17 protein-coding genes and 2 pseudogenes are annotated in these 23,351 nt (G+C 48.0%); 5 read left to right on the forward strand and 14 right to left on the reverse strand.

Features of this window, described 5'->3' with window-relative positions; translation table 11 throughout:
- Window positions 1–68: 68 nt before the first annotated feature.
- Window positions 69–938, forward strand: coding sequence for a LysR family transcriptional regulator (locus AC5YBZ_RS16330; protein ID WP_494543202.1), 870 nt, complete (start codon window positions 69–71; stop codon window positions 936–938).
- A gap of 229 nt (window positions 939–1,167) precedes the next feature.
- On the opposite strand, the gene ardB is transcribed toward AC5YBZ_RS16330, so the two are convergent.
- The 5 genes and pseudogenes from ardB to AC5YBZ_RS16355 form a co-directional block, all read right to left on the reverse strand.
- Complete coding sequence (gene ardB, locus AC5YBZ_RS16335; RefSeq protein WP_494543203.1) at window positions 1,168–1,521, reverse strand: acrylate reductase cytochrome subunit ArdB; 354 nt, start codon at window positions 1,519–1,521, stop codon at window positions 1,168–1,170.
- Window positions 1,522–1,549: 28 nt separating this feature from the next.
- The gene (ardA, locus tag AC5YBZ_RS16340) at window positions 1,550–3,070 is read right to left on the reverse strand and encodes an acrylate reductase flavoprotein subunit ArdA (protein ID WP_494520657.1); all 1,521 of its coding nucleotides are present in this window, start codon (window positions 3,068–3,070) and stop codon (window positions 1,550–1,552) included.
- Window positions 3,071–3,585: 515 nt separating this feature from the next.
- Window positions 3,586–4,717 (reverse strand): annotated as a pseudogene (locus AC5YBZ_RS16345) (hypothetical protein).
- Between the two features lie 603 nt (window positions 4,718–5,320).
- Entirely contained in the window at window positions 5,321–6,301 is a 981-nt protein-coding gene (acuI, locus tag AC5YBZ_RS16350) for an acrylyl-CoA reductase (NADPH) (RefSeq protein ID WP_494520655.1), read from the reverse strand.
- A 196-nt stretch (window positions 6,302–6,497) separates the two neighbouring features.
- Window positions 6,498–8,291: a sigma-54-dependent Fis family transcriptional regulator gene (locus tag AC5YBZ_RS16355; protein WP_494520654.1), complete on the reverse strand. Its 1,794-nt coding sequence runs from the start codon at window positions 8,289–8,291 to the stop codon at window positions 6,498–6,500.
- Between the two features lie 361 nt (window positions 8,292–8,652).
- On the opposite strand from AC5YBZ_RS16355, the gene exaC reads away from it, so the two are divergent.
- From exaC to AC5YBZ_RS16370, 3 genes are all read left to right on the forward strand, one after another.
- A complete protein-coding gene (exaC, locus tag AC5YBZ_RS16360) occupies window positions 8,653–10,173 on the forward strand; it encodes an acetaldehyde dehydrogenase ExaC (protein ID WP_494543204.1) in 1,521 nt (506 codons plus the stop codon).
- 225 nt (window positions 10,174–10,398) lie between these two features.
- The gene (locus tag AC5YBZ_RS16365; protein ID WP_494543205.1) at window positions 10,399–11,952 is read left to right on the forward strand and encodes a YjjI family glycine radical enzyme; all 1,554 of its coding nucleotides are present in this window, start codon (window positions 10,399–10,401) and stop codon (window positions 11,950–11,952) included.
- A 46-nt stretch (window positions 11,953–11,998) separates the two neighbouring features.
- On the forward strand, window positions 11,999–12,949 hold the full coding sequence (locus tag AC5YBZ_RS16370; protein WP_494543206.1) for a YjjW family glycine radical enzyme activase: 951 nt from the start codon (window positions 11,999–12,001) through the stop codon (window positions 12,947–12,949).
- 829 nt (window positions 12,950–13,778) lie between these two features.
- Here the strand turns inward: AC5YBZ_RS16370 and AC5YBZ_RS16375 are convergent.
- The 4 genes from AC5YBZ_RS16375 to AC5YBZ_RS16390 form a co-directional block, all read right to left on the reverse strand.
- A complete protein-coding gene (locus AC5YBZ_RS16375; RefSeq protein ID WP_494520650.1) occupies window positions 13,779–14,309 on the reverse strand; it encodes a hypothetical protein in 531 nt (176 codons plus the stop codon).
- 730 nt (window positions 14,310–15,039) lie between these two features.
- On the reverse strand, window positions 15,040–15,633 hold the full coding sequence (locus AC5YBZ_RS16380) for a cysteine dioxygenase family protein (protein WP_494543207.1): 594 nt from the start codon (window positions 15,631–15,633) through the stop codon (window positions 15,040–15,042).
- A 218-nt stretch (window positions 15,634–15,851) separates the two neighbouring features.
- Window positions 15,852–16,235: a hypothetical protein gene (locus tag AC5YBZ_RS16385; RefSeq protein WP_494543208.1), complete on the reverse strand. Its 384-nt coding sequence runs from the start codon at window positions 16,233–16,235 to the stop codon at window positions 15,852–15,854.
- A 202-nt stretch (window positions 16,236–16,437) separates the two neighbouring features.
- Complete coding sequence (locus tag AC5YBZ_RS16390; RefSeq protein WP_494543737.1) at window positions 16,438–17,370, reverse strand: LysR family transcriptional regulator; 933 nt, start codon at window positions 17,368–17,370, stop codon at window positions 16,438–16,440.
- A gap of 158 nt (window positions 17,371–17,528) precedes the next feature.
- On the opposite strand from AC5YBZ_RS16390, the gene trmL reads away from it, so the two are divergent.
- Window positions 17,529–17,993 carry a tRNA (uridine(34)/cytosine(34)/5-carboxymethylaminomethyluridine(34)-2'-O)-methyltransferase TrmL gene (gene trmL, locus AC5YBZ_RS16395; protein ID WP_494543209.1) on the forward strand — a complete coding sequence of 155 codons (465 nt, stop codon included), beginning with the start codon at window positions 17,529–17,531 and terminating at the stop codon, window positions 17,991–17,993.
- A gap of 112 nt (window positions 17,994–18,105) precedes the next feature.
- Here trmL and AC5YBZ_RS16400 read toward each other — a convergent pair whose 3' ends face one another.
- The 5 genes and pseudogenes from AC5YBZ_RS16400 to AC5YBZ_RS16420 all read right to left on the reverse strand — a co-directional run bounded on the left by AC5YBZ_RS16400 (window position 18,106) and on the right by AC5YBZ_RS16420 (window position 23,312).
- Window positions 18,106–19,530: a M16 family metallopeptidase gene (locus AC5YBZ_RS16400; protein ID WP_494543738.1), complete on the reverse strand. Its 1,425-nt coding sequence runs from the start codon at window positions 19,528–19,530 to the stop codon at window positions 18,106–18,108.
- Window positions 19,531–19,547: 17 nt separating this feature from the next.
- Window positions 19,548–20,878 (reverse strand): annotated as a pseudogene (locus AC5YBZ_RS16405) (M16 family metallopeptidase).
- Between the two features lie 302 nt (window positions 20,879–21,180).
- A complete protein-coding gene (locus AC5YBZ_RS16410) occupies window positions 21,181–21,822 on the reverse strand; it encodes a class I SAM-dependent methyltransferase (protein WP_494524082.1) in 642 nt (213 codons plus the stop codon).
- A gap of 63 nt (window positions 21,823–21,885) precedes the next feature.
- Window positions 21,886–22,236, reverse strand: a complete 351-nt coding sequence (locus tag AC5YBZ_RS16415) for a hypothetical protein (RefSeq protein ID WP_475515157.1) — start codon at window positions 22,234–22,236, stop codon at window positions 21,886–21,888.
- Window positions 22,237–22,709: 473 nt separating this feature from the next.
- Window positions 22,710–23,312, reverse strand: coding sequence for a tRNA-uridine aminocarboxypropyltransferase (locus AC5YBZ_RS16420; protein WP_494543210.1), 603 nt, complete (start codon window positions 23,310–23,312; stop codon window positions 22,710–22,712).
- Window positions 23,313–23,351 lie beyond the last annotated feature (39 nt).

Consider the following 23,351-nt stretch of genomic DNA (forward strand, 5'->3'; position numbering starts at 1 on the left):
GATAACAGTGTTTATGGCAACTCGATATTGAGTAATACTGATACCACTATGAGCAAAGCCAATACCCCATGTTAAAAATCGAATTACTCGAGAGCTTTATCGCGGTGGCGGAATGCGGCAACTTGTCTAAAGCTGCCGATAAGATCTGCCGCACCCAGTCAACCTTAAGCCTACAGATTAAAAAACTGGAAGAGAGTGTCGGCCAGCCACTATTGCTGCGCGATAACAAAGGAGTCACCCTCACTGAGTCGGGCAATACCTTACTCAACTACGCTTACAAGATGATGCAGCTCAACTCGCAGGCGTTGGATGAGCTTAAAGAGTGCCAAAACCGTGAAATTATTCGCCTTGGGGTGCCGACCGATTATATTAAGCGCTACCTCAGCAGTTGTTTGCTCGAGTTTATTCGCGAATTTACCTGCATAGAACTGGTCATCGATACCGATGTCAGTGGCAACCTGTATAAACGCCTGCAACAAGGGGAGTTTGATCTCATCGTCGCTACACACTGGCAGCCACCCGTTCAAGGTGAGCTGCTATTTGAGCGTCGATTTCATTGGGCCGCCGCTAAAAATGGTAATGCCCATAAACGAGCGACGATTCCGATGGCACTGTACCCCGAAAATTGCCCCATCCGGGCACAGGTTTTTGCCAATCATCAGCTCACCATGCGGCCTATCAATGTATTGTTATCAACGCCCTCGCCACAAGCCTTGTGCATGGCGGTAGAGAACGATCTGACTATCGCGCCTATTGCCGAGTTTCGTATCAACGATAATATGCAGATATTAGATCCTCTCGAACACGGCCTACCCGTGTTGCCAGTGTTCAATGAGGCTCTGTACCTCAACCCTGACACCCAAACCGATGCCACGCTGCAACTTATTACCCTAATTAAGGCCAATGTTGAAAACTTGGCAGAGGCATGCGATCACTAGCAAGCAACCACTATTGGCATCGTTTAGACAAAGAAAAAGCCTCTTAGGCAAGGAAATGACCAAGAGGCTTAATTAACTTTAACATCATCGCTGCTGGAGTCACACTGCGATTTCCCCCTCAGAAAGTAACAGCTTACCAGGAGAATACTCTCTGTGCTGCGACCCAAAATTATTGGGGGGAATAGAGATAGAACAGTGACCCATGTTTCAATGAGTCACTGGGCCAATATTACTCTTGGTGCTTATCAAACTTGAAGGTATGACAGTTGCTGCATAATGGCTTTTTAGCTTTATGCTCGCCATGACACTCTTGGCAAGGTAAGTCTTTGCCATAGTGCAGGTTATTATGTGGATTCTGCCACTTATCCTCTTCACTGCGTGCCGTTTGCTCGGCTAGGTCGTCCACATCGTGACACTGCAAACAAGCTTGATCAGACGGGAACTGCTTAATCCCCTTGTCATGGCACATCTTACAATCTTTACCGATCACCTCTTTATGCCAAGCACGCTGCTCGATCGCTTGAGCAGAGAGACTCACCAAGCCACCTAAGACCAGTGCGAGTACAATATTAAATTTTTTCATTATTGATTCCTCTAATTAACCGATCGACTTAAGCTTGCATCATGGTGCGTGCAGCGGTCATGCCCATTACCATACACTCAGGGATCGAGCAGCTGCCTAAACGGCTCACACCGTGAATACCGCCACACACCTCACCTGCTGCGTATAAGCCAGGAATTGATTGGCCCGTAAAGCTATCTTTGACTTCAGCATTAACATTGACCTGCACGCCACCTTGGCAGTAATGCACTTTTGGCCATAGGCGAACCACGGTAAATGGCGCCTCGATAAACTTATCTTTGGCCTTAGTCATGTTTTTACCAAATTGCTTATCGTCACCAGACTTAACGTAACTGTTGTACTCTTCAATTTGTGCTTTAAGCGGTTGCAACGGCACATCGAAATGCTTGGCTAACTCTTCAATGGTGTCGAACTTCCAACCCACGTTGTACTTGATCACCTTCTTAGTATTGGGATGCTGCTTAGAATCCTTATAGCTGGTGATCAAAATTGGCGGCAGTGGATTACCCTTTTCATCGCGACAAGCCAACTCAGCATCGGCACGGGTCTTACGGTCGGCAATTTCGTTCATAAAACGCTTACCGGTTAGGCGGTTAATCGCCATTGAATGCGGGAAGTTATAAATAGAATAATTCGATACATAACCAAAACCACCTTCATCAGGCGATGCCCAAGGACCAGACTGAATGTGTGCCAGGTGCACAGGGATAGCGCCCAAACGGAACATCTCGTACATCCCTTCACCGGTTGCGCCCGGTGCGTTAGTACAACCCACTTCAGAGGTTAAAGTGGGATCTTGCGCCATACGTAAGTCAACGTTTTGCGCAAAGCCACCTGTGGCCATAATAACGCCTCGCTTAGCACGAATATTCAGCACATCACCGGGTTGGTCTTCACCAAAATGATAGTTCTGGCGCATTTTAACGCCAACCACTTCCCCTTTTTCACCCACTAAAAAGCCTTCAAACTTAGAACGGTTATGAGTTTTAACACCAATGCGCTGACACTCTTTATAAAGCGGTTGGGTAATACCTGCGCCGCAGCTCACCGTGGTCTGATAGGTTCGCGCAACGGAGTGACCACCGAGCTGTTGAAGGTAGGGATGATACTCAGCGCCAGCATCAATCGTCATCTGTAAGGCTTCAACGGCATGAGAGGCCACATGGCGTAACAGCGCTTCATCAGCAATACCACGGCCAGACTTTAACTGGTCGCCGACCATGCGGTCGACCGAATCTTGTACACCCTCTTTTTTCTGCATCGGCGTACCAGGCGCAGCAAAAAGACCACCGTTAATGGCGGAGTTACCACCAAAGTAAGACATCTTCTCAAAGATATGGACATCTTTAGCGCCCTTGCGGGTGGCTTCGATCGCCGCCGCTAAGCCAGCAAAGCCTGAACCTATGATCAGCACTTCAACTTCTTTGTCCCATGTCACACCGTCAGCTTTCTCAGAAACCGCCATTGCAGGCGCTGCCATTGCGACACCCGCCGCGGCACCCAGCCCTTTAATGAAATTACGGCGTCCTAGCAGATCTACATTACTCATCTGTTATCACCCTTATGATTTATTCGACAGCATCATCATAGGGCTGGAATCCGTTCCAAAACGGGAGTTAATCAACAGTTACTTTTAAAACAAGCTAGCAACATTTTAAAAGTGGTAACTGGCTTCAAATTTAATCGAAACCACTACTTTGGCAGTCTTTTGGAATCGATTCCAAATCCGACTATCGGTGGCGACGCAGCAGAAAAGCCAAGCATAATGAGGCTTCATCATTGTCAACAGCCAAGTTAAGCAATCACGGTATGAGAGAACATCTTAGATAAGCATGAATAAAAAATGACTAAGCTCAGCCGTCACGCTCAGTCATTGCAAAACAGGATAAAAGCCAACCTAGGATCCATCTGGCTGGCGGGGCCAGAAAATAATAAGCCCAATACCAAACAGAAGTTGGCATTGGGCTTTGAGCGGCTAACAGCTAATTGAGTTTAGCGCCTTAAGACCTTAAACCTTATGGTTTAGCTCTTAAGACTCAAGACTTAAAACTTAAAACTTAAAACTTAAAAATAGTAACCAAAGTTAATATTAACTCGTTTATCCCAGCTATCGCCCATCTCAGGCAGGCCGACATGGCTGTTATCGCCAGTCGACGCGTACATATTCTTACCCAAAATAAAGTCAATCATGGTGTAAGTCGGGCCCGCAGCAAGGGCGACGCCAGTGACATTTTGATAACTGGTGTCATAGCTGTCGTCATCGACATCTGGGGTGACCATGCCAAAGTCGTTATATAACTTAATGCTGCCCCAATCGGTATCTAACGTCTTGGCGACGTTGACGCTATACGCTTGCGCTTTAGCTGCAATTTCATACTGATAATTATAAGCGGACACCGCAATCTTATTGCTATCAACCGCATCGGCAGCGTCGTATTCATACTGCATCACCTGCAGTTGCAGGTTCCAGCCGTTATAGCTGCTATCCATATGTAACGCGACAGCGTAGCGATCGCCATTATTGCCAGTATTACTGTTATAGATTTGACCGAATTCGACTGAACCACCTAGGCGAGTTTGACCACCAGCATAGGTTATCTCATACATCTGACGTAGATTAAGCTGATTAGTCTCTTGGTTAAAATATTCGATGCCATTAACCACACCCGAATACAGATCGGTCGCATAGCGCTGATTGTTGCTGGCGGCATATTCGGCATTTTTAAAGAATGCCATTTCAGTGTTCCACGCGCCGCTAGAATAGGCAGCCTTAACCCCTAAATCATAATCATCTTCGAAACCCAGGTAATATGGCACGCCAAACCAAAAGCTATTTGAAATAAACCCTGGGTTACCAAAAGGCACTTGGGTGACACCCAATTGCAATTGCCATTGTGGATTTACATCATAAAAACCATAGCCGTAACGCAACATATTCCAGCCATCTAAAAAGCGATATTCGCTGGCCCAGTCCCCAATCGCCTAACTTGCCGTCAAACTTGATGGCAGCCATATCGAAAGTAAAATCACCCAACTTGTCTTTAGAGGCTTGATCATAATCTTTGTAGGCATAATTGACTCTGACGGTACCAGAGACGTTAATACCATCTTCAGCCCCCGTTGCTTGTACATCTGTGATGACGAGGGAGGTTGGCACTAACAGCGCCAACAGTAATGCTTTGGAAATGTTCATCATTCAACCAACTTGTTTGTGTAGTGATAGTGACATAAGAGGAGTTTTGATTTAACCAGCCTAAGTGATACCCATCCATAAATTACTGAGTTAATGTAATGGGGAAACCACCGAGCCTGAGTCAAATCACCTGTCGCTGTGCTAGCCTAATTCATTAAATTAAAGGCTAAGGTTGAGTGACAACACAAGTTAATGCCGAGTCGTTGGGTCAATATATGCAGTGCTCACTACCTACATTGATGCAATGACTAATCCCATTCAAACAACACATAGCCATTTTATTGGACAATAACTTTAGACCATCTTTAATGCTGCACTCCAGCAGCGCTACAGTATGCCTATGTCAACGGCGAACAGCAAACCAGTCACAAGCTATTAACGGCTAAATTGTGACCAAGATCAACGGTACCCTCACATAATCAAGCCATTGAATTAAAGTCGTTTGATAAATTTTAAGCACAAAAAAAGTGGCCCTTAGGCCACTCAATAAATGGGGGGATACGCAGGAAGCTAACGCAAGCTTGCCGATACCCAGTTCTGGTTAGCGCAACGCAGCGTTGAGCCCTACGGTATTGACGGCCACCATTTGCGGCCATCAATAGCGGATCACAGTTTAACCAGCACTCGCCCTGTCACCTGTCCTTTAACAATCTTATCGGCAAATTCTGGCACTTGAGCTAGGCTCACTTGCTGACAAGCCTGCTGATAGAACTGCTCAGGTAAACGTGCAATCACCTCTTGCCACGCGGCTTGGCGTTTCTCAAATGGGCAAGAAACGGAGTCAATACCCAGTAGGCTAACTCCGCGCAAAATAAAGGGCATCACTGTGGTGGGCAGTGCAAATCCGCCCGCAAGACCACAAATGGCCGCGGCGCCGCCATAGTTAATTTGCGCCAATGCTTTCGCTAAAATTTTATCGCCAACGGTATCGACCACACCTGCCCAGCGCTGGGCCTCTAAGGGTTTCGCATCTTGCTGTAACTCGGCGCGATCCATCACCTCTGCCGCGCCCAACTGTTTAAGCATAGGGCCATTTTGTTCAACGCGGCCACTGCAGGCCACCACACGATAACCCGCACTGGCAAGCAAGGTCACCGCAACCGAGCCGACACCACCACTGGCGCCAGTGACGAGCACCTCACCTTGCTCTGGCGTCACTCCGGCGCGTTGCAATGCCTGTACACACAACATGGCGGTAAGCCCGGCGGTGCCTATCATCATGGCTTTGGCGGCATCACATCCTGCTGGCATGGGGACTAACCAGTCGGCATTGACGCGTGCTTTTTGCGCCATACCACCCCAATGATTTTCACCCACGCCCCAACCAGTGAGGATCACCTCATCACCCACTTGGTAGCGTGGATCTGCCGATTCGCTCACCACGCCCGCAAAATCGATGCCCGGTACCATAGGAAACTGGCGGATAATTCTGCCAGTGCCTGTCACCGCCAGGCCATCTTTATAGTTGAGAGAGGAATAGGCGACATCAACTACCACATCGCCAGCCGGAAGCTGATCTTCGCTCAATTGCGTCACGCTGGCGTGCGTCACTTTATCTTGCTGAGTTAACACTAATGCATCAAACATGCTTCTCTCCCAACTGATTTAAATCAGTGATTATTGATGGTACAAGCTCATTGGCGCTTACCTTAATGGTGATAACGCCACACAAGCAAGTGGTGATATTGTCTCAGGTCAGCTTCGTGAGCTGGCGCATTTACATCATATTTAGCTTAGCGCGGTCAGTCACATATTTCGCTCAAATCAGACCATGTAACCAAGCTTACTTCAGCCCTAAGGCCTTTAATTTACGGTACAGCGCATTACGGCTGATCCCCAAACGTTTGGCGCACAAACTCACATTGCCTTGACACTCATGATACAAGGCGGCGACATTGGCATTAATGGTGGCATTGAGGGATTGACCCGCTTTTGACTGGCTCTCTTCAAGCACTGACTCTATCGGCAATAGATGATCGGCCACACGCAGCTGTTGCTGCATATGATCAGGCAGATGATGCCACGCTAATACCTCGTCGCCCTCGGCCAACAAACACGCCACCTGCATCACATTATCTAACTGACGTAAATTACCCGGCCAGGCGTAACATAACAGCCGCGCTAACAGTTCAGCGCATAATGCTTGCGGCGCCACCCGATAACGCTTGTGTAATTTATCGATGATCCGCGCCTTATCTAGGCGATCGCGCAGCGGCGGCAGCTCCACTTGCAGGCCATTGAGTCGATAATATAAATCTTGTCTAAACAAGCCTTTCTCGACCAGAGACGCTAAATCCATATGGGTAGCGGCAATCACTTGAATATCGACTTTGAAGGTGTGATTGCTGCCAACAGGCACCACCTCGCGCTCTTGCAATACCCGCAACAAGCGCGCTTGCGCCGCAAGGGGCATTTCGCCCACTTCATCGAGGAACAAAAAGCCGCCATCGGCTTGACGGATCTTGCCCAAATAACCACTGCGACTGGCACCGGTAAATGCGCCCCCCTGATAACCAAACAGCTCTGATTCCACCAGCTCACTCGGTAAGGCGGCGCAATTGACCGCCACTAATGGGTGCTGGCTACGGCTGCTCTGATGATGCAACTTTTTAATAAACTGCTCTTTACCGACCCCAGTTTCACCGCACACCAATAACGGAATATTACGTTTAACCACCTTGTTGGCCTGCTGCCAAGCGCGCTCCAATTGCGGGTCACGAAAACGCACGCCTATCTGCTGACTCACCAGATGAGAGCGGCTACTGGGCACTAACTCTTGGGTCTTAAGGTGTAAACTTTGATGCTGTAATAACTGTTCGGGGCGATGCCATTGCTGCCCCAAATATTGATGAATATCGTCACCCACCTTGGCGCTCTGCAGCAGTTTGTGGGCCATCGGGTTACAGCCCAATATTTTACCCTCGGCATTAGCGACCACTATACCTTGCCATCCCGAGGTAATAAGCGAAGCTTGCTCAGCTAAGTCAATACGATAGTGGCTACCGGGCAGATGGCATAATAGCGCCGTTTCAATCTGTTGCGCTAAGCTGGCGATCAACAACAGGGTCTGCTGGCTATGGCGTTGTTGTTCGCTGGTGATGTCGATAGCGCCGAGCATCTCCCCCGTGGGCGAAAAAATGGGCGTAGCGGTGCAACTCATAAAGCGATGCTGACGAATAAAGTGCTGATCGCCAATCACAGATACCGCTTGCTTTGAGGTTAGCGCCGTACCAATGGCGTTAGTGCCTCGGTACTGCTCATGCCAATTGACCCCGATATCCAGCGCCACATTGGCCAACTTATTAGAGTATTGTGCTACCCCCCAATGGCGCAGCACATAACCTTCGTTGTCAGACAAAATAAGGCGGCTCTGAGTATGCGCCATGAGCTGATGAAACAAGGGTAAAGCGTGTTGTTCAATCAGGGCGATTAATTTGCGATATAGCTCGTGGCGTTCGGCGAGCGCGTCGCTTTCTAAACGCACGGCTTGTGGCAGCTGGGTTTCTGATAATCCTGCACCTTGGCTGCGTGACCAAGAGTCAGATAACCAAGCCTCTGTCTGTGGAGCAATCGTCATAACAGTGTTCCATTTTGGCACAGCGGCTGTGCACTTATGTCACAGTGCGACGACCCTTCCAGTGCTACCTCTTACTGGAACACGCACATTCAGACATCAAAAATTAGCTTTTCATCATACTGTTACCAAACAATCAACACAACTCCTGCCAGTTTGGCGCGCACCTTGTAACGTGCTCTATGTAATAGACCAAATGCAGTAGGGCACATCAGCAGGTCAGTGACACACAAGCGACAGGCAAGTACCTGCTTAACCCTATTTTATCGAGCGATAAGTCAGTCGCTCACTATACCAACCGCGCACAAGATGGCGGCACGAAATAAGACTCGAATCAATACTCAAATCAATACAAGGAAGCAGCATGATTTATACAAAACCGGGTAGCGCCGACTCACTCGTCACCTTCAAAAGTCAGTACGATAACTTTATCGGTGGTAAATGGGTCGCACCTGTAAGCGGTGAATATTTTACTAACAGCTCGCCAGTTGATGGCCAAGCGTTTTGCCAAGTGCCACGTTCAGATGCGAGAGATATTGAATTAGCGCTCGAAGCTGCCCATGCCGCCAAAGACGCCTGGGGTAAGACCTCGGCGACCGAACGCTCAAACGTATTACTGCGCATCGCCGATCGCGTCGAGCAAAATATCGAATACCTTGCGGTAGCCGAAACCTGGGAAAACGGTAAGGCGGTGCGCGAAACCCTAAACGCCGATCTGCCGCTGTTTGTTGATCACTTTCGCTACTTTGCTGGCTGTATTCGCGCCCAAGAAGGCAGCGCGGCCGACATTGATAACAACATGGTGGCCTACCACTTTCCTGAGCCATTAGGTGTGGTCGGACAAATTATTCCTTGGAACTTCCCCCTACTGATGGCCGCATGGAAAATCGCCCCCGCACTCGCCGCCGGTAACTGCATCGTCCTTAAGCCTGCAGAGCAGACACCGGCCTCTATCTTAGTGATGCTTGAGCTGATTGAAGATCTGCTTCCCGCAGGTGTACTTAACGTGGTTAACGGTTTTGGTAAAGAAGCGGGCCAAGCACTCGCTACTAGCTCACGCATTGCAAAATTGGCCTTTACCGGTTCGACCCAAATAGGCCACCACATCTTAAAATGCGCCGCCGAATCCTTAATCCCATCGACTGTTGAACTGGGCGGTAAATCCCCTAACATCTTCTTTGCCGATGTGATGGATCATGAAGATGAATACCTAGATAAGGCGATCGAAGGTATGTTACTGGCCTTCTTTAACCAAGGCGAAGTCTGCACCTGTCCATCGCGGGTATTAGTGGCCGAATCGATTTACGATAAGTTTATCGAGCGGGTTATCGCCCGAGCTAAAACCATCAAGCAGGGCAATCCACTCGACACCGACACCCAAGTGGGCGCACAAGCCTCTAAAGAGCAGTTCGATAAAATTCTGAGCTACATCGACATCGGCCGCAACGAAGGCGCCGAAGTGATCATTGGCGGTGAACTTTGCCAGCTCAGCGGTGAGCAGAGCAATGGTTTTTATGTTAATCCAACCATTCTCAAAGGCACCAATAATATGCGCGTGTTCCAAGAGGAGATCTTTGGCCCGGTTATTTCAATGACCACCTTTAAAGATGAGGCTGAGGCGCTGGCTATCGCCAATGATACGCAGTTTGGCTTAGGCGCCGGCGTATGGACCCGCGATATGAATCGCGCCCAACGTATGGGCCGTGGCATACAGGCAGGCCGTGTGTGGATAAACTGCTACCACGCCTACCCAGCCCATGCGGCCTTTGGGGGGTACAAGCAGTCGGGGATCGGTCGTGAAAACCATAAGATGATGCTAGCCCACTATCAAAACACCAAAAACATGTTGGTTAGCTACTCGACCAGCCCATTAGGTTTCTTCTAATCTCACTCAGCCATGGCCAAATCCTCTCATTCTGAGGGTTTGGCCTGGTTGTTATCAAGCCCTACCTACAAACTCACAGCGTCAATCGAGATCTCACCTTCAATAAAAACTAAGATATCACCCCGCGGATTTCCAGATTGGAAACGCTCTATTAGCGGTTTTTCACTGTTAGCCCAAACGCGAACCACGTAAATTATATCCATATTCTTTTTGTGGATACCTATCATGACCCGACTCAATACACTGGCAAGCATAGTTAGCGACCCTCATCTCTCTCCCAAACAAAAGTCGAACTATCTGGCCTTAGAGGCTGAAGCGAGCTTGCCCTATGTCGCGGTGTCCGATGCCGTAACCACGGCCATGCAAGCGGGGATTATTTGCGACATGTTTGAGGGCCACGCCCCCTTTAAACCACGCTATGTGCTGCCCGATTATGCTAAATTTCTGCGCCAAGGCTCCGCCTACTTAGAACTCGCCGCCGCGACAGATTTAGATGAAGCGCTCAACGCGCTGATCATCCTCTATCATCATGTGCCATCGGTCACTAATATGCCTGTGTATCTGGGTCAGCTAGATGAACTACTCATGCCCTACGTTGACGGCGTTGATGAACAAACCTTATATCGCAAGCTGAAAAACGTGTGGATCATGCTCGATCGCACCCTGCCCGACGCCTTTGTGCACGTTAATATCGGTCCAAGCGATAATATCGTTTGCCGCACCCTGCTTAAAATCGATGCCGAGCTTAAACAGGTCATGCCTAACTTGACCTTTATGTACGACCCGGCCACCACGCCCGATGACCTGCTGTTGATGGCAGCTAGCAATATTTGTGAATGTAATAAGCCACATATCGCCAATTACCCACTGCACGCCAGCGCCTTTGACGCTAAAGGATTCGGCATTGTCAGCTGTTATAACGCGCTGCCACTCGCCGGCGGCGCCAATACCTTGGTCCGGATTAATCTAAAACAGGTGGCCAGTCAGGCAAGTAGCATCGACGCCTTCTTTGAACATACTCTGCCAACCTACTGTGCCCTCGCCTATGAGCTCATCGAAGCACGGGCTAAATTCCTCCATCAAGAGTCGCATTTTTTCGACAGCTTCTTGGTAAAAGAGGGGCTTATTGAGCCGTCACGTTTCGCCCCCATGTTTGGCATTTACGGCATGGCCGAGGCGGTGGATATCCTGCTTGGCAATGCGCCCATATCTGAGCAGATGAGCGCCAAACCCAGTAAAAATTACGGCCATCACGACGGCGCCAACCAGCTGGGCTACCGGATATCGAAAGCCTTAGATAGCATAGTTAAATCGACGCCTGTGACTTACGGTTATAACGATCGCGCCCTACTGCATTCGCAAAGCGGTATCAGCCTCGATGTGGATGTCACCCCTGGCGTGCGTATTCCCTATGGCACCGAGCCCAATCCCGTGGCACATATTCAAGCGTTAGCGCCGCACCATCAATACTACACCTCAGGGATCAGCGATATTCTCACCATAGATGCTACCGTGAAGCAAAACCCCGAGGCCATGCTGCAACTATGCAAGGGCGCATTCAACTTAGGCTTTCGTGAATTTAGCGCCAATGTTGCCTCTAACGACTTAATTCGCGTTACCGGCTACATGATAAAACTCTCGGATATCGCCGCCTTTAAACAGCAAGGCTCACGCACCAATACCACAGGACTAGGCGCCGAAGCGGCGCAGAATACCGGCATACTCAAGCGTCAGCCGAGAGTGGCCGCCCTTGAACTAACGCCGCAATACGCTGAGTAAAGCTGTTGTGGATCATGTAAGTTGAATGGCAGTGAGTAAAGCTGTTATGAGTAAGGTAGCCGTGGATAAAGTCGCAGACAGAAAAACCACAGAGCGTGAAGCTAATGTACATCGATCATCGGCAAGTCCATTGGCCAATGTCAGCCAGATCTTGCCTTTCTCCTGTGTCGACGGGCCGGGCAGTCGGCTGGTGATCTTTTTGCAAGGGTGTAATTACAGCTGTAAAAACTGTCATAACCCCCACACCATCACGCCCTGCGATCATTGCGGCGACTGTATTCCCGCCTGCCCACAGGCGGCGCTCGCCTTAGATCGCAGCGGCGTGAAACCACGTATTGTGTGGGATAGCCAACGCTGCAACCAGTGTGATGCGTGTTTGTCAGCCTGCAGTAAACAATCTAACCCGAAAACCCAGCAATACAGTGTCGATCAACTACTGGCGCAGATCCGCATTAACCTACCCTTTATCAACGGCATCACGGTTAGCGGCGGCGAAGCCAGCTTACAGCTGCCATTTGTTATCGCGTTATTTAAGGCGATAAAAGCCAGCCCGCAACTTAGCCACCTCAGCAGTATGCTCGACACCAACGGCAGCCTAAGTCACACAGGTTGGCACAAACTATTGCCTTATCTCGACGGCGCTATGGTCGATTTAAAAGCGTGGCAGCAAGAGACCCACAACTACATCACCGGACGCGATAACCACAGGGTTTTCCAGTCACTGACCCTATTAGCCCAACATAATAAGTTGTACGAAGTGCGCCTACTGCATATCCCCGGCATCAGTGATTTCGACCGAGAGGTCGATGCCTTATCCCACTACCTTAACAAGCTACCCAAAACAGTACGTATTAAACTCAATGCCTTTCATCATCACGGCGTTACGGGTGAAGCGAAGAACTGGCCAAACTGCCATGAAGCCGATATCCAGCAGCTCGCCACACAGCTGTCGCAGCGAGGAGTGAAGCATTTGGTTTTGCCCAGTGTGTATTTGTAAGGTGATTGAGCTTATAGCGCCAATCGCCCATCTTTAGTTTTTGAGCGTCAAGCTGACTTTGGTATTTAAAAGGATATTTGAAACCATGACTTTATGGTTTATCAATTGCCTACAGCAGGTGCAGCGCAGGGATGCGCCAATGTCGAGATCACAGGATGTGAGTGAACGACCCATTCGTGCAGGTGCTTCTTCGGCATCGCTGTAAACCCATCCCTGGACGCTCTGCGATTTCATCCCTGAAATCGAAGGCCTCAGCCGCACCTACACCGAATTCTTAATCTCTTCGATTTAACCTTAAGGTTGGAACTCGGACAATCAAAAGCTAAATTGTTTTTGGACAAAAGGTTGTGGAACTTCGAATGAAGGTGTTGGCATTTTTGGATTTTGCATTTGGCTGAGTTGGTTTTTACATCGCTGATGGCAGCGTTGACCTTCATGGTTTTGAATTGCTTGCCGCAGGCCTTTCGTGCAAGTGCTTCTGTGACACGGTGAGTGAAGCCCAGCTTCGCGCTAACGAACGAGAGGCATGGATGCCGAACTGGCTTTTAGACATGGACGTTGTTCAAGTACAATCCATGTCACGGAAGGTCACAGCCGCACCTACACCCGAGTTCTTAATCTCTTCGATTTGACCTTACTCGTGTCACTCGGACAATCAAAAGCTAACTTATTTTTGAACCAAAGCTTGTTAGGACTAATGTTCTAATTGGTATGTTTCAGATTAATTTTTTTATGGGTTAACGCCCACTTAAGCGGACAAAAATAGTTGGTTAAAATGTGAAGCAAAGCGGAACCTAACCAACTGTTTTTGTTCCGTTTAAAGTGCTTGTTATGTGTTGGGTAGTTTGACAGAGAATTCACTTTCATTATGTACTAATTCTAACGTCATTCTCTTCTCATTAACCACGCTAAGAAAAACATTAATCACGCTTACAAGCTGCAGATAATACAACTCTTTTTTACTTTCTCTGTCTGAAGCAAAGAAGAACCCTACACAAACATGACCATCAGGAAGAAAAGGTGAGAAATGATTACTATGTACAAATTGATTACATAAAACCTCCAAACTAAGTTGCTTTGAACCGCCAGAAAAAAGCTGGTAGTCATTTATGAACTTATTTTGTTTAGGCTTATCTGCTTTAGGATACGTCGTAATTTTCCAGTTAAGACTTATGACGTTATTTGGAAGTAAACCGCTTTCTTTCAATTTACGGATAGCGTAGAAGCCGAGGAAAATGGATTTTTCAACCGAAAATTCAAGCTCGTCATTCCAGTTATTACTTCGATAAAGTTTTTCAAGAGATGTCGCTGATTGTTTCAGCTCAGCTAACCAATACCTTTTCAATCGACTATCAATCATAAAACCTCTTAAACACATAACAGCTTATTGAATAGCAGCTCAACAAACTGCTGTCCAAAATTTAACCTGCAGCAACTATGACACGCTAATACATTGAAATAAAGCGATAAAGTGAACATCGCATCCATAAAAGTTGAATAAGTTCCCCGCAAAACAGAACGAGTTGATGTAGAGGTCTCTACAACAAATTATTAAATCACAACAATTCAACTAATTATAAAATTGCAGGCTGTTTATCGAGCATAAAAAACACGTTTTTCGCTCTGTTTTTAGCGTGCATCGAACATGGCGAACGTTTGTTAGCTTTTGAACTAGCGGCTCACACCAAGTGAAGCTAAATCGAAGAGACAGAATAACCGGTGTAGATACGGCTGAGGGTATCGAAAACAGGGATGTTTTCGTTAAGCGGCCAAGGACGGCGAAAAGCGCACCGAAGCAGTATCTGCACATTAGCCTGCTGCAAGCAATTAACTCACATTGAAGGTTCGACCTTCAAACACTTTCAATTAATAAAAATACAGCCAGCCGCTACTCAAGCAAATGTCATTGTTCTTCATGCCAAGCCCAACACACTTTGGGGCAAAAGCTTCTTAGCTTTTAACTCTGAATTCACACCAAATAAAGCCAAATCGAAGAGGCGTTAGAGATAGGTGTAAGCCTGCGGCAGGCAATTAACAACCATGAAGGTGCGACCTTCAAACACTCTTGCCAAAAAAGGCACCGCCGAAGTCTACTCGGCTTCATGATCCCATATATTAGGGATGACCTTGCTGGTATACCCAGAAATAAATGGCTTTTTCTGCCCAGAATGGAGGTCATACACATGGCGTTTTACCGCACCGATGTTGGCGCCGTAGACGTGAATGCTGATCGACACACTATCCTTAAGGGCATTTGAAACTTTGTGGATATCGCCAATGCGCGGTGATACGAGATCAACGCCGCCCGTGGGCAAGAGATGTGAGCCGATTGCGCGCAAGCGAGCGGTTGCAGGGTCTAGTTCAAACTCCTCACAGAGCTCGGCGCCGCGCATAACGCCAACCATGCCCCATACGGTATGATCATGCACTGGGGTCGTTTGTCCCGGCGCCCATACAAAACTCACCACAGAAAAACGCTCCAGCGGATCGCAATAGAGCAAATACTGTTGATACCTGTCCATGCTCGGCTGGGCAAACGCTTCGGGCAACCAATCATCATGACGGATAAGTGCTGACAGTAGGTTTTTTCCATCAGCCAAAATACGCACCTCATCGCTGCCGACGTGTTCGATTAAATGGGTAAATGACTGAATAAAATCCCGCAATCTGACACTGTTTTCCATCACGAACTCCCCCCTGATGAGCATGCGAACCAATTAAGCTATCTGGCTGATCACTGTTGAACTATAACGCTTAAAAACAATAGATAACTATAGATAACTATAGATAAATATAGATATAATCATAACCCTAGCGAGGTCAGCCAGATTAAAAAAGGAACCCGAGAGTTCCTTTTGTACAAAATCTATATTTAGTCGATAAATTATTAAAATGATATGTACTACACCGGCTCTTGTTCATCTTTATTAAGATCGATAAGCGCTTGACTATAACTAGTGATTACCCACCTAGCGCCCTTATATACCTGAACATACGTCGTTAACACATTTTCACGCTTTTGAATGATAGTACGACTATCGCCCTCTAGGAAAACGTCCGGTACTTCATTAATGTTCTTGGTGCGTATTGCGCAATTAGTAGAAGTTAACTCTAGAGTGAGTGCTTGGTTTACATCAAAATCAGGGTCAACCTGTAGAATGCTGTCTGTTTGCAAGGTTAACGCATCATCATAGGTTACTTTAAAGACAGTCTTACACTGAGTATTCGCAAACACTGACGAACTGACTAGCAGAGTGAGCAGCGCAGCGATATATTTTTTGTTCATTTACAGTCCTTTGCTTGTTGCATTTATGATTCAACATCGTTACATAATCGTTTTTTTTTACAAAATAAATCAACCATACAGATTACGCTCCTTGATGAAATCAGTCATAAGAACTAGGCTGAATTTTTGGAATTATCTGCTTTAGTGGCAAATAAAAAACCATTAAGCCCAACACCAAAACCTCAAACCCCAACGCCCTCCTTCATTCAAACGCCATTCGACTGCATTCAACTATCTGTTGATAGAGCCAACGCAGCGCGGGATCATTCATGCTCTGACGCTGCCAAACCAGACTGTAGGCGACCTTGCCATAATCGAATGGTAGCGCTTTAGTGACTAATCCTTTGGCCTGCAAAGCGGTATTGGCCCAATGACGCGAGCAGGTAAACAGCAGTTCACTGTGATGACACATTAACGCCGCACTGCCAAAGTCGGGCACCACTACAGGGGTCGCCCGCTGGCGTGACTGCTGAGCTAACTGCATCTCAAAAAAGGGAATATTTAAGTCAGCATCGCTTATTCCCACATGACTAAAATCTAAGTAATCGGCCATGGTAATGGTCTCTTGATGAGCCAATGGATGCGCCGGACTCATTAAACAGACCATCTGATCATCAATTAAGGTTTCCCACACCAAGTCTTGCTGGGTGATAGGCGGCTGGCTGCGATCATGGGGCAAGATGATGAAATCCAGTGTTCCCTGCACTAAACCGTCGAAGCCTATTCCCTCCTTGGCGCAGATGGTTAAGCGAATGTTGGGCGCCATCTTCAGCACTTGGGCAGTTAGCTTTGCCGCGAGCAGTTCAAAGGTGCTTTCACGCATGGCTAACGAAAAGCAGCCCTCATACAGGGCAGGATTAAACGCCTCTTGGCTGACCATCTGGTTCATATCATTAATGATTTGATGCACACTCGGCCCAAGTCGACGGGCAACAGGCGTGGCAACCAACTTATTACCATGACGGTAAAACAACTCGTCATCTAAGCTATTGCGCAGTTGGCTTAAGGTCTTACTCACCGTTGATGGGCTAAGGCACAGCCGCCGAGCGCTGTCAGTCACACTCAAGGTGTCCAGCATCACGTGCAACGTGATTAAGTGTTTCATGCTAATACGTGAAAGTTTAGCCAGCTCCATATCTATCTCAGCAATTAATGACAGTCCTAGGTAATATAAACCTAAATGCCGACCATGTTGATGGCGATGCTGAGATTCACGATCCCACTCACAGTGACGTTTTCCACCATCGACTTTTACCGTATAATCGCCGCTCATCAATCCAAAGGTAGGCCAGCATGTTCCATATCGCCCTTTATGAACCCGAAATCGCCCCTAACACAGGCAACATCATTCGCTTATGTGCTAATAATGGCTGCCAACTGCACTTAATTGAGCCACTTGGATTTGATTTAGAAGAGAAAAAGCTGCGCCGCGCGGGTTTAGACTACAGCGACTTAACCCGGGTGACGCGCCACAAAGACTTTGCCCATTTTCTCGAGGCAATGGCAGGGAAGCGAATAATGGCGTGCACCACAAAAGGCAGCCGTCCACACAACGAACTGAGTTTTGAGAAAGATGACGTGTTGTTGTTTGGCCCTGAGACCCGCGGTTTACCGATGGAGATCATCGAATCCATACCGACCACACAACGCCTAAAAATCCCCATGACAGGTAGCAGTCGCAGCTTAAATCTGTCTAATGCGGTAGCGATCATCAGCTATGAAGCCTGGCGTCAAATTGGCTACGAAGGCGCGCTTTAACTCTTGAGCGCCTATAAGCAGCGCTAATCGCCAATCATAAAAAAGCCCCTGTAATTTAAGGTTACTGGGGCTGGTTATTTAACAGCAAGGTCTGCACTGCTAGGATGTAGACTTACTGGGCAAATCCAACGGCATCAATTTCAACTTGCTTAACCTCGCCATATTGCGCCGCAACATCGGCAATCTTGCTGGCATTACCAATTAATACATATTGCAGCTTATCCTGCGGAAAGTAACGACTGATTAAGCGCTGGCTTTCGGCAATGGTCAGGCCATCGACCTTGGCTTGAAACTCGTTGATATAACTGTCGTCGAAACCGTACAAATACATGTCGGACAACAGAGCAGCCAATTGACCACTGGTTTCAAATTTAGGCGGAAACTGCCCTTTAACATAGGCTTTGGCCGAGTCTAAGGTGGCCTGATCGATCCCTTTCTGCCACAATCTCGCGTAGGTCTTTAAGGCCAAATCGATGGCATCTTTGGTGGTTTCACTCTTGGTAAAGGTGCTAATTTTAAACACCCCGCCCTGAGAATAAGCGCTAAAACCTGAGCGAGCACCATAGGTTAGGCCGGCATTAACCCTTAATTCATCATTTAACCATGAGGTAAAGCGACCGCCCAATATGGTATTCACCACTTGTAAGCCAACCAAATCAGGATTATCCCGCGTGACCCCTTTGCCACCGATCAAGAAGGTAGTTTCAATGGCATCGCCCTTATTCACCAGCAAGACGTTACTCTGGTTTAACGCTGGCTGCCCTTGGGCTAAAGTGGGCATTTGAATCGCTTCACCATTTTGCCAATCGCTAAACAAGCTAGCTAATTTGGCTTTCATGACTGCTGGGGAAAAGTCTCCCACCACAGTGATAGCGGCGTTGCGCGGTTGATAATAGCTTTTATGAAACGCTCTAAGCTGAGAGATAGTAAGCTGCTCCAGCGAGGTACGCGTCCCAGAAGTGGGATTACCATAAGGGTGCTGACCAAATATTAGCTTATCGAAATAGCGACCAATCACATTGCGAGGGCTCTCTTTCGCTTGCGCTAACGCAGCCATTTCACGCTGACGCAACTTATCAAACTCTTCGGCATAAAAATCAGGCGTCACCAATAAGTCTCGCACCAATGGCAACATCTTATCGCTATCTTTCGCCATAAAGTCGGCGCCAATATAGGTGCCCTCTTTGCCAGCGCTGGCCCCAATAGACGCCCCGAGGAAATCGACCATCTGTTCAATGTCGGCTTTTGACTGACCATTAGCGCCAAGCAGTAAAGACTGCGCCGTCATCAGCGCCACACCGGAAGTTGTATCGTTAACGGCGCCCGCACGCACCACGGCATTAACGGTAATTAAGGGGACCTCCGTCTGCGGCATTAAATAGACAGTTAAGCCATTGTCGAGTTGATAACGCTCATAAGCAGGCATCTTAAAACTGGCACTGTCAGACACAGGCGTTTGAGTCGTCGTACAACCAGATAAGCCTAGCGTGGCCGCCAGCAGCGCGGTCAGCGCTAATGTCGACAACTTGGCGGGCATTTGGCTAATAAACTGCTTCATTGGTCACTCTCCTCTGTGGCCGCCAATACGGCAACGGTGCGGTTGGCACGACGTAAATAGGTTTGCGCTACACGTTGAATATCATCTGGGGTGACCTTGTTATAGGACTCAGGCGCGTTAAATAACTGAGCATAATTGCCAAAGTAAAGCTCATAGGTGCCTAGGGTGTTGGCTTTACCATTGATGGTTTCCATCGAACGATAGAAGTCCATCAATTTGATATTTTTAACCTTGTCTAATTCGTGCTGGGTGACGCCTTCACGCGCAACGCGGTTAATTTCGCTAATCATGCTTTTTTCTAGTTCCGTGGCGGTGATCCCTGGATTTGCCACCCCCATAACGTAAAACAAGTTAGGGTCAAAACTCATCGGCATATAGGTTTCGACTTCTATCGCCACCTGTTGCTCAACCAAGCCTTGATAGAGACGCGAGCTATTGCCTGAGGTCAAAATAGAGGACAAGAGATCCAGTGCATAGTAATCGGCATGGGTCGTGGCGGGCACATGATAGCCCAGCATCACGTTAGGCGTACTGACCGAGGCTTGTGCACATAAACGCGGCGCTCACCTTTTTGCAGCGGCTCCACGGTTTTCACTTCGCGCGGCGGCGCTTGGGCTGGAATTGGCGCAAAGTACTTATTGGCTAAGGCTTTCACTTCATTGAGTTTCACATCGCCCGCAATCACCACCACCGCATTATTAGGTGCATAGTAGGTCTTATGGTATTGCACTAAATCGTCTAGGGTCCAGGCGGCGATATCCGATTCATGGCCTATCACAGACCAACTGTAAGGGTGCGCTCTAAACGCGACGCCCTTAAGCTCTTCTTGTATGGTGCGCCAGTTAGAGTTTTCTAGCCCTGTGGTGCGCTCGGAGGTCACCACACCGCGCTCACTTTCTACCATTTCAGCATTGATATCCAGATGCGCAATGCGATCGGCTTCGAGGTCAAAAATGGTCTCTAGCGCGCTGGCAGGAAACCAGTCGGTATACACAGTGACGTTTTCTGTGGTGTAAGCATTATTGGCTCCCCCCGCGGCTTCCATGGTTCTGTCAAACATCTTAGGACCATATTTTTTTGAGCCGTTAAACATCATATGTTCGAAAAAGTGAGAAATTCCGGTAATGCCGGGGACTTCATTACGCGAGCCGACTTTCCAAAATAAGTACATGTTGGCATTGGGGATAGAAGCATCTTCTAACACCATGATCTTCATGCCATTATCGAGTGTAAAGCTTTGTATATCGTCGACTTGTGTCGCCTGTGCGGCCGTTGCAGTACATAACACTGCTATCGACACCCCCAGCGCGATAATTGTTCGCATCATCAGTGGTTCCCTCTCGTTGCGCAGCTAAAAATATTTAAATGTTACCGAGACACTCAAGATATGAGGATATCGATATTTAGCTGACTATTAAGCGGTGAAACCAGGATTAAGATCAAGTGCCAGAGCGTAAAATCTACATAACTTAATTGTAACGTATTGCTTTTTTGATATTGAAAATGAGGAAGCAAGCCGCGCAATGGCCCTAACAGGCAGCCAAATAGCGCAGCAATAGGCGAGATAAAACTGAGTAAAAAGTTCTTTGCCAGCAGGTAGCATTAGCGCCTGCTGTAACCGCTTAATCCTTAACGGGCACTTTTGGTAAAAAATACCACATCGTTATCAATCACTTCGAGCTGCCACTGCCACTGCTTAGCTATCCACTCAAAGGTGGCAATGCTGTAAAAACGGATATGGGTCAAATCGTTCTTATAGTGCCAGCGGGCAAACTCTTCGGCGCCCAAGACTCGTTTAGTCATGATAGCCAACACCCCATTGGGCTTGAGCAAGGCATCCAATTGCTGCAACAATGCCGCGCTATCGGCAACATGCTCAATCACCTCGGTCATGGTAATAAAGTCATATTGGCGGGCTAACAGCTCAGGATGGTTAAAATAATACAGATCATAATTGGCCATAGTGATGCCAGCATCGTCAGCCATCACACTGATGGTTGGCCCTGGGCCACAACCAAAATCTAACCCTTGCATGGCGGGTGTCAGCCGCGGCAATAGCGGGCTCCATGTGCGGCTTAAAAAACGGCGATAGCCCAAATCGTCACTATTATTTTGATGATTATCGTAAAACGCTTTCTCGTCGGCGGCGCTGAGCAAATACTCGTCGGGCACAGTGACCAGTTGGCACACTGAGCAGATAAAATAGGCGCGCTGCTTATCTTGATGAAATGCAGATAACGACGGGCTCTTACATAAAGGACAACAACTCACGGTATTTCCTATTTCAATGATCCACGTTAAGGGTCATTTGCACACTCGGTATGCGAATTCATCCTAAGGTTGCGGGATTTTACGCGTTTTTGCCGCCGCTTCGGCCGCTTCACGTAAATATTTTTGTTCACGGGTTTCGCGCTGATTAAAGTCGGCTTGCGCCTTAGCCCGTTGCTCTGCTTGCCATTCGCCTGCTTCTTGGCGCTGCAATACCTCTTGCTGACGCTGCTCGGTCTCGCTCGCCGCTTGGCGCGCCTTGGCTAATTGATCTTGCTCGGTTTGTCGCGATAGCGCCTCGGTCGTTGCGGTTTTTTCATTTTGGCTAGGGTCATCTTTGGCCACTACGGCGCCACTGCACAGCAAAGCGCAGCCGATGAATATCGATGTGATGCAATGCGGTTTACGAAACATCATTTTTTCCTCAAATCCTATGTGTGATAAACGATGAGTATCAATACTATGTATCCCAGTGTTTACCAAGCGCCCATTTAGCCAAGGATAAATCACTGACTTGCAGTATGGCATGCTGATATTACCTGCTGCTTGCTCGTGATGATAGCGGCTTATTTTAGGCGTTGAGTATGCGAGAAGAGAGCAAATGTAAATCGAGTCATGGCAACCAGGCCACTTTATAAAGCAAGGGGTGGGCAATACCGGCAATAAAGCCATGCTCGCCGCTTGCTCTAAGGGGATAAATACAGGGCGCAATAAGAAACCGACAGCCGTGTCAGTCACTGCCTCCCTGCATGGACAATGACTGACACAACTATCTCACCACTTGCACACAAGTGATGGCATCATTAAACATCAGTTCCAATCCTGTTATCGTGACCCAGTGCTAAATTGTTAGCGTAGCCACGGCGATAGATCACACATTTTTAGGTCAATTAGTCATTTTGACCATAACGCGCCCTCACGGCCACTGGCATGGCATTGAGACGCTGCTCAACCAATGCCGCCAATGCATCGCTAAGGGGCGACACATCAACATGAGGCGTTACCGCTTTAATGGCCAGCGCCGCCGCTTCTAGGGTCGATAAGCTGTCGTCACGCTTCGCTTTTCGAATAGTGTAATGGGAGGGCGAATCCAGCTCCAGATGCAGCGCTGGGTACTGTTGCAACCAAGGGTTGAGCTGCAATAACTTATAGGCTTTACGCCAGGTGCCATCGAGCAGTAACAGCACAGCATCAGGTACGATATTCTGCTGAGTCATGCTTTGGCTATGCTCTGAGGGATAGAGTAAATATATCGGCTTATCCACACTGTCGAGATAGGCCTTAAGCGCGGCAAAATCACTTGGTGTTTCCCCCACCTCGACACGCAGCGGCTGAAGCACGGCTTTCATTAACTTAACGCTATTTTTAGCATGCTTAACTTCGCTGGGATCTTGCAGCACAATCAGCTCGAGCTCAGTCGACATGGGCCTAATATGGGCGCACAGGCAGGCATTTAGCGGGTATTGGCATTGCTCACACAGGGCTCGACTCACAACAGGCTCTATTTCAGTCATCACACAAACGCTAAGTTT

The organism is Shewanella sp. 553 (assembly GCF_059338375.1).